The sequence below is a fragment of the Haloprofundus salilacus genome (assembly GCF_020150815.1).
Classification (GTDB): domain Archaea; phylum Halobacteriota; class Halobacteria; order Halobacteriales; family Haloferacaceae; genus Haloprofundus; species Haloprofundus salilacus.
On sequence record NZ_CP083723.1, the window covers coordinates 2402274 to 2413500 of the forward strand.

The 11227-nt window shown below is 64.9% G+C and carries 12 protein-coding genes; 6 read left to right on the forward strand and 6 right to left on the reverse strand.

Translation table 11 applies throughout. The features are described 5' to 3' along the window. The first annotated feature begins 54 nt into the window (after positions 1-54). The 6 genes from mutS (at position 55) to LAQ58_RS12390 (ending at position 6313) form a co-directional block, all read left to right on the forward strand. The gene (gene mutS / locus LAQ58_RS12365) at positions 55-2757 is read left to right on the forward strand and encodes a DNA mismatch repair protein MutS (protein WP_224447765.1); all 2703 of its coding nucleotides are present in this window, start codon (positions 55-57) and stop codon (positions 2755-2757) included. A gap of 135 nt (positions 2758-2892) precedes the next feature. Further along, positions 2893-3297: an NUDIX hydrolase gene (locus LAQ58_RS12370; RefSeq protein ID WP_224447766.1), complete on the forward strand. Its 405-nt coding sequence runs from the start codon at positions 2893-2895 to the stop codon at positions 3295-3297. A 147-nt stretch (positions 3298-3444) separates the two neighbouring features. Then, positions 3445-3891, forward strand: coding sequence for a hypothetical protein (locus LAQ58_RS12375; RefSeq protein WP_224447767.1), 447 nt, complete (start codon positions 3445-3447; stop codon positions 3889-3891). 10 nt (positions 3892-3901) lie between these two features. Then, positions 3902-4594 carry a DUF7546 family protein gene (locus LAQ58_RS12380; RefSeq protein WP_224447768.1) on the forward strand — a complete coding sequence of 231 codons (693 nt, stop codon included), beginning with the start codon at positions 3902-3904 and terminating at the stop codon, positions 4592-4594. Positions 4595-4646: 52 nt separating this feature from the next. After that, positions 4647-6029 carry a hypothetical protein gene (locus LAQ58_RS12385; protein ID WP_224447769.1) on the forward strand — a complete coding sequence of 461 codons (1383 nt, stop codon included), beginning with the start codon at positions 4647-4649 and terminating at the stop codon, positions 6027-6029. Positions 6030-6031: 2 nt separating this feature from the next. Then, the gene (locus LAQ58_RS12390) at positions 6032-6313 is read left to right on the forward strand and encodes a DUF7410 domain-containing protein (RefSeq protein WP_224447770.1); all 282 of its coding nucleotides are present in this window, start codon (positions 6032-6034) and stop codon (positions 6311-6313) included. A gap of 4 nt (positions 6314-6317) precedes the next feature. Here the strand turns inward: LAQ58_RS12390 and LAQ58_RS12395 are convergent, their stop codons facing one another. The 6 genes from LAQ58_RS12395 to LAQ58_RS12420 all read right to left on the reverse strand — a co-directional run bounded on the left by LAQ58_RS12395 (position 6318) and on the right by LAQ58_RS12420 (position 11209). Then, positions 6318-6557 (reverse strand): hypothetical protein, encoded by a 240-nt coding sequence (locus LAQ58_RS12395; protein WP_224447771.1) that lies wholly within the window; start codon positions 6555-6557, stop codon positions 6318-6320. 37 nt (positions 6558-6594) lie between these two features. Further along, positions 6595-6840 carry a hypothetical protein gene (locus LAQ58_RS12400; RefSeq protein ID WP_224447772.1) on the reverse strand — a complete coding sequence of 82 codons (246 nt, stop codon included), beginning with the start codon at positions 6838-6840 and terminating at the stop codon, positions 6595-6597. A 19-nt stretch (positions 6841-6859) separates the two neighbouring features. Further along, positions 6860-7120, reverse strand: coding sequence for a cytochrome C oxidase subunit IV family protein (locus tag LAQ58_RS12405; RefSeq protein WP_224447773.1), 261 nt, complete (start codon positions 7118-7120; stop codon positions 6860-6862). An 11-nt stretch (positions 7121-7131) separates the two neighbouring features. Continuing rightward, complete coding sequence (locus LAQ58_RS12410; protein ID WP_224447774.1) at positions 7132-9765, reverse strand: cbb3-type cytochrome c oxidase subunit I; 2634 nt, start codon at positions 9763-9765, stop codon at positions 7132-7134. 23 nt (positions 9766-9788) lie between these two features. Beyond that, on the reverse strand, positions 9789-10502 hold the full coding sequence (gene coxB / locus LAQ58_RS12415) for a cytochrome c oxidase subunit II (protein WP_224447775.1): 714 nt from the start codon (positions 10500-10502) through the stop codon (positions 9789-9791). 182 nt (positions 10503-10684) lie between these two features. Next, complete coding sequence (locus LAQ58_RS12420; protein ID WP_224447776.1) at positions 10685-11209, reverse strand: DUF6789 family protein; 525 nt, start codon at positions 11207-11209, stop codon at positions 10685-10687. Between the last annotated feature and the right edge of the window lie 18 nt (positions 11210-11227).

Sequence of the window (11227 nt, forward strand, 5' to 3'; positions counted from 1 at the left end):
GTCGAAGTCCGGAAAACCCGCAGTGTTTTAGCCGCGCGATTCCCGAGAAAACGTATGACCGCACAGGGAATCGTCGGGGAGTTCCTCTCTCTCAAAGAGCAGACGGACGCCGACCTGTTGGCGATGCAGTGCGGCGATTTCTACGAGTTCTTCGCCGACGACGCGGAGTTCGTCGGCGAGAAGTTGGATCTGAAAGTCTCGCAGAAGTCCTCGCACGGGTCGTCGTATCCGATGGCCGGCGTGCCGCTGAACGACCTCACGCCGTACCTGAAAGCGCTCGTCGAACGCGGCTACCGAGTCGCCGTCGCCGACCAGTACGAGACCGAAGACGGCCACGCGCGCTCCATCACGCGCGTCGTCACGCCGGGGACGCTGTTGGAGACGACCGACGCCGAGGCGAAGTACATCGCCGCCGTCGTCCGCGACGAGACGGAAGGGGGCTTCGGTCTCGCGTTCGCCGACGCCACCACCGGCCGATTCCTCGTCACCGAGACCGACAGCGAGGCGGACGCGCACGCCGAACTGTACCGCTTCGCGCCGGTCGAGGTTCTACCCGGCCCCGAGATTCGCAACGACGACAGCTTTCTGAACCGACTCCGCGAAGCGAGCGACGCGTCGCTGTCGCTACACGACGCCGACAGCTTCGCGCCCGGCCGGGCGAGACACGCCCTCCGCGAGCAGTTCGGCCGCGAGGCGCTCGACAGCGTCGGTCTCGACGGCGAGCGTGCGATTCGCGCTGCGGGCGCAGTGCTGTCGTACGTCGACGAGACCGGCGTCGGCGTCGCCCAGTCGATGACGCGCCTACAGGCGTACCGCGTCGCCGACCACCTCGAACTCGACGCGACGACGCAGCGGAATCTGGAACTCACCGAAACGATGCACGGCGACCGCTCGGGGTCGCTTCTGGACACGATCGACCACACGGTGACGAGTCCTGGCGGCCGCCTCCTCAAGGAGTGGCTCACCCGCCCTCAGCGTTCGCAGGCGGACATCGAGCGCCGACTCGATAGCGTCGAAGCGCTCGCGGCGGCGGCGCTTGACCGAGAGCGCGTCCGCGACACGCTCGACGGCGCGTACGACCTCGAACGGCTGACGAGTCGCACCGCCTCGGAGAGCGCGGGCGCGCACGACTTGCTGTCGATTCGGGACACGCTCGCGGTGCTCCCAACGCTGGCGGAGGCCGTGGAGGGACGACTCGGCGACTCGCCGCTCGCGGACGTCGTCGCCCAGCCCGACCACGAGGCGGCCGCCGCCCTCCGCGAGGAACTGGAGGGCGCACTCGCGGAGGACCCGCCGAAGACGCTAACGCAGGGCGGTCTCATCCGCCGCGGTTACGACGACGAACTCGACGAACTCGTCGAGCGACACCAGGAGGCCAAACGCTGGATAGACGGTCTCGCCGAGCGCGAGAAGTCGCGGCACGGTCTCCACCACCTCTCGGTGTCACGCAACAAGACGGACGGCTACTACATCCAAGTCGGCAAATCACAGACCGACGGCGTCCCCGACGAGTACCGCGAGATAAAGACGCTGAAGAACTCCAAGCGGTACGTCACTGACGAACTGGAAGAGAGAGAGCGCGACATCCTCCGCCTCGAAGAGGTCCGCGGCGAGTTGGAGTACGAACTGTTCAAAGAGTTACGAAGACGGGTCGCCGACCGCGCGGGGCTACTGCAGGACGTGGGTCGCACCATCGCCGAAGTCGACGCGCTCGCCTCCTTGGCGACCCACGCCGCCGGAAACGACTGGGTCCGACCCGAACTGACGGAGGCGGGTCCGCTCCGAATCGAAGCGGGGCGGCACCCCGTCGTCGAGACGACGACGGACTTCGTACCGAACGACCTCTCCCTCGACCGCGAGCGCGCCTTCCTCATTGTCACCGGGCCGAACATGAGCGGGAAGTCGACGTACATGCGCCAGTCGGCGCTCATCACGCTTCTGGCACAGGTCGGCAGTTTCGTCCCCGCGCGCTCGGCGACGGTCGGTCTCGTCGACGGCATCTACACCCGCGTCGGTGCGCTCGACGAACTCGCGCAGGGCCGGTCGACGTTCATGGTCGAGATGCAGGAGTTGAGCAACATCCTCCACTCGGCCACCGAGGACTCGCTCGTCATCCTCGACGAGGTAGGCCGCGGCACCGCGACGTACGACGGCATCTCCATCGCGTGGGCGGCGACGGAGTATCTGCACAACGAGGTGCGTGCGAAGACGCTGTTCGCGACGCACTACCACGAACTCACGGGGCTGGCCGACCACCTCGACAGAGTCGAGAACGTCCACGTGGCGGCCGACGAGACGGACGGCGACGTGACCTTTCTGCGCACCGTTCGCGAGGGACCGACCAATCGGTCGTACGGGATTCACGTCGCGGAGTTGGCGGGCGTTCCCGCACCGGTCGTCACGCGCGCGACGGACGTGCTCGACAAACTCCGCACCGAGAAAGCCATCGAGGCGAAAGGCGGCGGGTCGAGCGAGCCGGTGCAGGCCGTCTTCGACCTCCAGAGCGGGCAGTTCGCGGCGGGCGACGGGGGCTCGAAGACGACCGAACGCTCGGGGGACTTCGGCGGCGCGTCGGCGACGGGGTCCTCGGCGTCGGCGGGAAGCGACGAGCGTTCGAAGCCGACCGTCGACCCGAACTCCGAGGAGGTGCTCGACGAACTCCGTCGGACGAACGTGGAGGAGACGTCGCCCATCGAGTTAATGGCGAAAGTCCAAGCGTGGCAACGGGAGTTGGACGACTCTGCGAACCGCGACTGAACGCGCTCGGTCCGTCGACGGAAGCGGCGGGTCTCGCCCGGAGAACCGCGCCGAACGGTGGCAGTCGATAGGTCCGGCAGTCGGTCGAACTATGGCGAAAGTACAAGAGCGGTAAGCACACTTCTCTACCAAGAGATGACCGAGGAACCACTTCGGGCGACAGTGAGCCTGCGCGGCGTGTTGTTCGGTCCCGAGAGCGAGGTGCTCGTCGTCCGCCGTGCAAGCGACGGCGGCTGGGAACTGCCCGGGGGCCGCCTCGGTTCGGGCGAACCCGTCGTTCTGGGGTTGCGACGCGAGATCGAAGAGGAGACCAGTTTGGATCCCGACGTCGAGGAACCCGTCCACACGTTCGCGTGGCAGAACGACGAGGGCCGCGGCCGCTTCGCCGTCTACTACTACTGCACCGTCGACGGGAAGTCGGTGTCGTTGAGTGCCGAACATACCGACTACGACTGGGTCGCCGTGGAGACGGCCACGGAACGACTGAGCGACACGCAGACCGAGGCGGTCGTCTGCGCGTGGGAGATTCACGGGCAGTGAACGACTCCGAACGTATTCGGCCGGCGGAATAACGACAGCAGAGCGAAGACGGTACGACGCGTGCTCCGGACCGGCTCGTCGTTCTCCTCCCGAAGGAACACTTTTAGCCGACGGCGAAGTACCGACTAATTATAGAGGAATGTTCACATGGCACAATCAGCAGTTCTCCTCAGCGTACTGTTCGGGATACTGCTCGTCGCGACGGTTGCGTACATCTCCAGATACGAGTGGCAGCGATACACGGTGGCCAGCGGTGGAATCTCCTCCCGAGCGAGCGAGCGATCGGTCGCGTCGTTGACGGCCAACAGTCCCGTCGCGTGGAGCGTCGCGTTCCTGCTGGCGGTGGTCTCCGTCGGCGCGGCGACGGTCGTCTTCGTCAGCGGCGCGTCCGCGCCGAGGTGGGCCGTGCAGACCGCAGGGGCGTTCCTCGCGGCGGGCTCCGTCTTCGGGCTCGCGCTGTACCTGTTGTACGGGAGCTTCGTCAGCGCGCGCGGACGCGGGTTGAACCGTGCACAGGCGGCGGCAGTCGGGTCGTGGGCGCTCGGCCTGCTGGTCATCACCGCCGTGGTCGTCAAACTGTTAGGTTTTCTCTGAGGGCTGATCGATGAGATACCCGACATCCGCGCTTGTCGGTCCTAATCGTCGCCTCTCGGTCGAACAACGCTGGGTGCTCGTGCTCGTACTGTTCGAGGCGCTTGCGCTTGTCGGCTACTTCGCGCTCACGGACGCGACAGTGACGAGTCTCCGCTACGTGCTCTACCCGTTCGTTTGGATAAACGTCGGCGTTGTCGCCGTGCTCCGGACGAATCTCCCGACTGCGAGTCGACGGGCACGGCTCGTCTCGGGGACGCTCTCGGTGTTGTACTTCTTCGCGTTGACGGCACTCGCGGGGTTAGTGGGTCTCGAAATCGGCGCACACACCCACACGCACGTCCACGGGCTCCAATTCACGATGGCCTCACCCGGATGGGGTCCGCGCGTCGGCTACGCGGGGTCGCTCGTGACCGTCAACTTCGTTCCCTACCGCGTCATCGGCTACCTCGCACTATCGTATCTCGTCTACGCGACGCTCCTCGACGCCGCTACTGCGGTGCTCTCAGGCATCCTCGGCGTTGCGACCTGCGTCGGCTGCAGTCTCCCGATCGTCGGGTCGCTCGCCGCGGGGGCCGTCGGCGGGACTGGCGTCGTCGCCCTCGCGACGCTCTCGGTCGACTTCTCGACGCTCGCCTTCGTCGGTGCCGTGGGGCTTCTCTCGGTTCGCCCGCGGTTCCGGCGCCTCGCGGAGTTTCGGTCGTGACTGCCGGAGACAGACGACCGTTTCGAACGAACCGTCGCCCACAGACGACCTCATGAACGCTCGAACAACCGCTCGCTTCGGTGTCGCTATCGTGGTCGTTTCGGTCGCGTTAGCGACGTGCTCCCAACCCGTACTCGCTCACGCCGGGTCGCTCAGCGGGTCGCTTCGACCAGTCTCCGTCCCGCTCTGGTTGGTGGTTGTCTCCGGCGGCAGTGTCGTCGGCGTCTCCTTTCTGTTCACGAGTCTGGTGACCGACCACGAGACGATTCGATCGGTCAACGGACACCGCGTCGGCGTTCCATCGGTCAGGGCCGCTCGTGCCGTCGTCCGTCCGGCAGTTCGTTGGCTGGCGGTGGCGGCGCTAGTGGTCGTCGTCGCCGTCGCGTTCCTCGGCCCCTCCGAACCGGTGCGAAACCTCGCGGTGCTCGTCGTCTGGGTCGGGTGGTGGGCGGGATACACCATCTCGACGTACCTCGTCGCGGATACGTGGCCCGTCGTCAACCCGTGGCGGACGGTGGCGGACGCGCTCCCGACAGAACCCCGTCCGCTTCCGGCGCGTCTCGACGGCCGGGTGAGCGTCGTCGGTCTATTGGGACTCGTCTGGCTCGAAGTCGTCAGTCCCGTCTCGGAGGACCCCCGGTGGCTCGCAGTCGTCGTCGTCTGCTACTCGGTTGTGACCGTCGTCGGAGCGGGTGTCTATCGCGACGCGTGGTTCGAATCTGTCGACCCCGTCGCCCGCGTCTTCCGCCTCTATGGGCACCTTGCACCAGTTCAGCGGACCGACCGCGGGTACGTGCTCTCATTTCCGGGGACGGCGCTCGTGCGACGGCCGACCGCCGTGGACGAAGACGAGGTGGCGTTCGTCGTCGCGTTGCTGTGGGTGACGACCTACGACGGTCTCGTCTCGACGGCCCCGTGGAACGGCGTCGTTCGAGCCGTCAGCCGTGTCGGCGTCCCGCCGCTTCTCACCCACCTGGTCACCGTGTTCGTCGGCTTCGCGCTCCTCTACGGCGCGTACCGTCTGGCCGCCCAGCTCGCCCGTCGGACCGCCGAGACGTACGTCACCGCCCGGTTCATCGCCGGGTGGTTCGTTCCGTCGCTGCTGCCTATCGCAGCGGGTTACCACCTCGCGCACTTTTCCGGGTTCTTTCTCGGCCTCACACCGACGCTCGCCGTCGTCACACTCGACCCGCTCTCGCCGCCGTACGCGCTGCCGACGCTGGTGGTTCCGGCGTGGTTCGGGTCGCTCCAACTCGCGTTCGTTGTCGCCGGACACCTCCTCGCCGTCTGGGTGGCGCACGCGCGCTCGTTCGAACTCTTCCCGGGGCGACTACAACCGATTCGGAGCCAGTACCCGCTGGTCGTCCTCGCGATCTGCTACACGATGAGCAGCCTCTGGATAGTCGCCCAACCGTTCGCCACCCCGCTCACGTGACCATGTCGGAACGAGTCGTCCCCGAAACGTCCGTTCCGCCGGGAGAGAACCCGGTGGCCGTCTGCCCGTTCTGCAAGCGACCGTTCAGAGCCGAGCGGCAGTGTACACTCCACGTCGGCGAGGTTCATCTGGAGAGCAACAGCGGACGAAGCGACTACGAAGCGGCGGTAGAAGCAGAGGCCGAGGAGCTTTTCGTCTTCCATCTGAAGGTGTTCTTCGCGCTCGGTGCCGTCTACGCGGCGTTCATCATCCTCGCCATCATTGCGTTCAGTCTCGCTGGATAGGCCGTTACTGCGACGGTGAGTCCTTCATGGAGTATTCTTGCTCTGTGGTCGCGTCCACGTCCCGAGCGGGATGCATCGCCACCGCCGCGGTGAGTATCCCGACGGCGACGAGGGTGACGACACCGCCCCCGACGACGAGAGCGTCTACTGCACCGAGGGCTTCGCCGACGAGGAGGATAGCCAAGCCGACGACGACGCCGAGCATCGAGACGGCGTACGGAAGCGGACTCTCGGATAGATTCATGTGTGCTGGTACCACAGATCACTACTTCAACTGTCGGTCAGTGCTCCGGCGTGCCGCCGTAGCTGACGGCGAAGACGAACAGGCAGACGCCAATGGCCGCGACGACGCCCGGAAGCGCGACACTCGGAGCGAGTAAGCCCTCACCCGTCGCCCGCGAGACGCCCGCAGCGACGCCGACGCCGACCGGAATCGAAAACAGGAGCGCGTAGCCGACTATCGTTCGCGTGGAGTCGCCCGACTCCGTGAGGGACGATTCGGACGACGACTCCCTCGGTTGGTCCATTCGCTTTCTCACTTCCTTCTCAGAGAATCGAGTACGACGCCGCCAGCGTCAGCGCGAGCGCCGCGAGCAGTCCGCTGACGACGAGGTAGGTGAGCGAGCGCGGCTCGAATCGGAGGTGCTGGAAGTACGCCGCGACAAGAACGGCTTTCATCGCCGAGAGCGCCAAAATGAGGCCGAAGGCGGCCCAGTACGCAAACCCCGCGAACTCCACGAGTACCTGAATCGTCGCCGAGACGAACAACACCACGTAAATCGCCGTGTACAGTTTTGTCGAAACCATTTGATGTCACCTCAGAGGATGTAGAACAGCGGGAAGAGGAACAGCCAGACGATGTCGACGAAGTGCCAGTAGAGGCCGAAGTACTCGACCGTCCGACTGTCGTCGAGGTACGCCCCCCGCCACGCGCGGGCGACGAGAAACAGCGTGACGAGCAGTCCGACGATGACGTGCGCCGCGTGGAGACCAGTCGTGAGGAAGAACGTCGACGACCGCACGTTCGTCGAGAGCCACACCCCCTCGTGAAGCAGGTGCTGCCACTCGATTCCCTTGTTGACGAGGAATCCGACGCCGAGGAGGAACGTCGTCACGAGACTCGCGACGACGCCCACGCGACTCCGTTTCTCGGCGGCAACGAGCGCGAGAACGACCGTGAAACTGCTTGTCAGCAGGATGTAAGTGTTCAGCAGTCCGGGAATCGGGTCCGTCGGAATCGGCTCCCACCCGGTCCAGCCGAAGGCGACGCGCGTGAACACGTACGCCCCGATGACGCCGCCGAACAACACCACGTCGGAAGCGAGAAACACCCACATACCTACCTTCCCGTTCTCGACGCCGTCGAACGGCCACGCCTCGCCGAACCCGCCAGCGGGCGCGTCGAACGGTTCGAGCCCCCAGAACAGCAGCGAACCGAAGGTCACCGCGCCACCGATCGTCGTAGCGGAGAGGTAGAACGTAGACACCATACCAGGACCGAACGACCCACCCCGGAGTCCGGAGAGGCCGAGAAAGAGCACGAACATTCCGACGCTCAGCGCCAGCGGCCAGATGCTCGCGTGGCTGGCGTGGTCGTCGCCGGCGGCCTCGCCGTACGACTGCGTCGGCTGCGTCGTCGACTCCACGGTCACGCCGCCGTCTTCGACCGCAGACCTAGCAGATGCGGCGGAGGCCGCACCGCCGTCGGCCTCGGCAGTCGGCTTCGGCGCGTCGCGGCGGAACGAGAGCACCCCGTCGCGGTAGGTCGGGACACCGGGGAAGTTTTCCAGCGGTGGCGGCGACGGGATCGTCCACTCGGCCGTCGTCGAGTACGCCCACGGGTTGTCGTCGGCCGGGTCGCCCGCGAACGCGCTCTTCGTCAGGTTGTAGAACATGACGACGAACGACGCGCCGAGGACGAAGCCGCCGATCGTCGCGAGTTTGTGCCACGGCGCGAGGCCGGGCGCGTAGTCGAACACGCGGCGCGGCGTCTCCCACGCGACGAACATCGGGAAGTAGAGCAGGTTGAAGCCGACGAAGTACAATCCAAAGTGCAGTTTACCCAAAAATTCGTCGTACATCCGGCCCGTCATCTTCGGGAACCAGTAGTAGAGACCGCCGACGAGCGCGGTAACGCCGCCGACCATCACGTAGTGGAAGTGCGCGACGACCCAGTAGGTACCGCGGAACTCGTAGTCGAGAACGACGGCTCCGAGGAAGACGCCGGTGATTCCGCCGATGATAAAGAGCAGGAGCGCCCCGAAGCTGAAGAGGAAAGGCGTCGTGAATCGGATTCGACCCTTGAGCATCGTATAGATGAGCGCGAACACCATCAGGTCAAACGGAAGCGAGATGCCGATAGTGGTGACCATAAACAGCGTCTTGATCTGGAGGTTGATGGAGGTGAGAAACATGTGGTGCATCCAGACGACGAAGCTCTGGAGCGCGACGAGAATCATCGCCGCGATGAACCACTTGCGTCCGACGATGCGACGACCCGTAAACGTCTGGAACGTCTCGGCCATCACGCCCAGCGCGGGGAAGAAGACGATGTACACCTCGGGGTGGCCGAAGAACCAGAACAGGTGGGTCCACAGCAGCGACCCGCCCGGCGACTCCAGTGCGTAGTAGGTCGTGCCGAGCAGGCGGTCCGACGAGAGGATGAGCAGCGCCGCGAGCAGGGCGGCGAAGGCGAACAGCATCATCCACACCGTCAGGAGGATCGTCCACGTGAAAAGCGGGAGGCGTCGAAGCGTCAACCCTTCCGCCCGCATCCGATGTATCGTAGTGATGAAGTTGACGGAGGAGACGGTGACCGAGGTGACGAACAGCACCAGCGCGAGGACGGCCGTACTGGCGCCCACGTCCGGCATGAATGTCGGGACGTTCAGCGGGGCGTACATTGTCCACCCGCCTGCGAAAGTCCCTCCCTGGAAGAACGAGACGACGAAAAGCAGTCCCGACGCGAGGTAGAGCCAGTAGCTGAGCGCGTTGAGTCGGGGGAAGGCAAGGTCCTTCGCGCCGAGCTGCAGCGGGACGACGTAGTTCGCGAAACCGAACGCGAACGGCGAGAGGAACCAGAAGACCATCAGCAGTCCGTGCGCCGACACCGCCTGATTGTACGCAACGGGGCTGAGAATCGTCTCACCGACGGCGCGCGGGGCCCACAGTTGCACGCGTATCAGCAGTGCGAGCGTTCCGCCAAGAAGGAGGAAAAAGAGAGAAGTGACGACGTAGAGGATGCCGACGTCTTTGTGGTTGGTCGTGACCAGCCAGCGACGTATCTCGCTCGTGGACGGAAACGCGTGTTCTTCGGGGCCGTGCTCGCCGCTGACGAGGGGACGATCTCCGTGCGCCGCGCCGCCGTCGGCGCGACTGCCGTCGGCCCGGCCACCATCGGTGAGTTTCTCACCGGCGGCTCCCCCGTCGGTCGTGCCCCCGTCCGTCTCCATCGGTTTCGGTGCTCGCCGGTCGCTCATGATGAACTTGAACTGTTACTGGTGTTCGCGTACCACGCTCGGTACTCGTCGGGTTCCATGACGACGACTTCCGCCGTCATGTAGGAGTGGCCCGCGCCGCAGAGTTCGTAGCACTGTGCCGTGTAGTTCCCCGTCTCGTTCGCGACGAACCACGTATCCGTCCGATGGCCGGGTATCGCGTCTGTCTTCACCTTTAACTCGGGGACTCCGAAGTTGTGGAACACGTCCGCGGACGTGACGCGCAACCTAACTGCTTCGCCTGCCGGGACGCGGAGGACGCCGTCGGTCGTGTGACCGTTCTCGTAGGTGAACTCCCAGCCGAACTGGTAGCCTTCGACCTGTACCTCCATCGACTCCTCCGCCGAGGGACCCTCCTCGACGAACAGCAGCGTCCCGTACGTCCACGCGATGAGCGAGATGACGATGACGACGCTCAGGGTGAACGACGTGACGAGTTTTCGTCCACCGCCTCCGCCCCCCGGCAGTTCGCCGAGTTTCGGCGGGTCGAACCCGTCGTCGGGGCGGTTCTCGCCATCGCGGTACGTGTACGCCGTGTAGAGCATGTACGAGATAACGACGATGCCGACGAGCGTGCCGAGAACCAAGAAGACGGCAAAGATTTGTTGGAACACGAACGTTCGCGTCCCGCGTGGAATCAACTCCGACTGCAAAAGGAGCGCAGTGAGGACGGGTCGCAATCCCGTGTACATTGGTACCACCTAACCTAGTATAACGATACTAGCTGTCCTATTTACCAATTTTGTGACGTGACCGAGACAGTACGACGGAGTGAGGAGTACGGAGGCGATGGGAGTCTCTGGTACTACAGGAAGAACGCGGACGTATCGAACACGCCGAGAGTAAGGCGACGAGAGACGCGAGCAGTTTCCCCTCAGACGTCGTGTTGAGGGATACCGATAGTTCGGTCGAGCACCGAACCGAGCGTCACGCCGTACACCCAGTGCGCAAGAAGCGAGAAGACGAGGTAGAGTCCGACGGTCACCACTCCCCCGGGGGGCCAAAACGCCGGGACGAACCCAAACCAGAATATCGTCGCTAAGGACGCACCGCGGAGTGCCCTCGGTCGCACCGGTGGGAGGAATGCTCCGACGACGAGGAACACGAGTGGCAACACGACTGTCCCCCCGAGGCCGAACAGCACGATACCGAGCGCCAGCGTCGGATCGACGCCCAAGTAGCCGGCGAACCCAGCGAACCGCATCACCGGTTCGGTCTCGAAAAAGCCGAACAACGCCGGAACACCGACGAGTACCGGCAACATCAGCACCGTCCCGACTAACCCCCCGGCCATCGCGACGGCGACGACGCGAATCGTGATTGGAATCGCTGCCTCACCGACGATTGCCTCGTCGACAGTCGCACTTTCTGACCCGTTTACCCCTCCGTTCGTCGCCATATTGGATAGTAATCGAAG

Excerpts from the sequence above, each read along its gene's own strand:
- LAQ58_RS12385 (WP_224447769.1), top strand. The coding sequence starts at position 4,647 with ATGAACGCTCGAACAACCGCTCGCTTCGGTGTCGCTATCGTGGTCGTT.
- LAQ58_RS12380 (WP_224447768.1), top strand. The coding sequence starts at position 3,902 with ATGAGATACCCGACATCCGCGCTTGTCGGTCCTAATCGTCGCCTCTCG.
- LAQ58_RS12390 (WP_224447770.1), top strand. The coding sequence starts at position 6,032 with ATGTCGGAACGAGTCGTCCCCGAAACGTCCGTTCCGCCGGGAGAGAAC.
- LAQ58_RS12395 (WP_224447771.1), bottom strand. The coding sequence starts at position 6,557 with ATGAATCTATCCGAGAGTCCGCTTCCGTACGCCGTCTCGATGCTCGGC.
- mutS (WP_224447765.1), top strand. The coding sequence starts at position 55 with ATGACCGCACAGGGAATCGTCGGGGAGTTCCTCTCTCTCAAAGAGCAG.
- LAQ58_RS12375 (WP_224447767.1), top strand. The coding sequence starts at position 3,445 with ATGGCACAATCAGCAGTTCTCCTCAGCGTACTGTTCGGGATACTGCTC.
- LAQ58_RS12400 (WP_224447772.1), bottom strand. The coding sequence starts at position 6,840 with ATGGACCAACCGAGGGAGTCGTCGTCCGAATCGTCCCTCACGGAGTCG.
- LAQ58_RS12410 (WP_224447774.1), bottom strand. The coding sequence starts at position 9,765 with ATGGAGACGGACGGGGGCACGACCGACGGGGGAGCCGCCGGTGAGAAA.
- LAQ58_RS12405 (WP_224447773.1), bottom strand. The coding sequence starts at position 7,120 with ATGGTTTCGACAAAACTGTACACGGCGATTTACGTGGTGTTGTTCGTC.
- LAQ58_RS12420 (WP_224447776.1), bottom strand. The coding sequence starts at position 11,209 with ATGGCGACGAACGGAGGGGTAAACGGGTCAGAAAGTGCGACTGTCGAC.
- coxB (WP_224447775.1), bottom strand. The coding sequence starts at position 10,502 with ATGTACACGGGATTGCGACCCGTCCTCACTGCGCTCCTTTTGCAGTCG.
- LAQ58_RS12370 (WP_224447766.1), top strand. The coding sequence starts at position 2,893 with ATGACCGAGGAACCACTTCGGGCGACAGTGAGCCTGCGCGGCGTGTTG.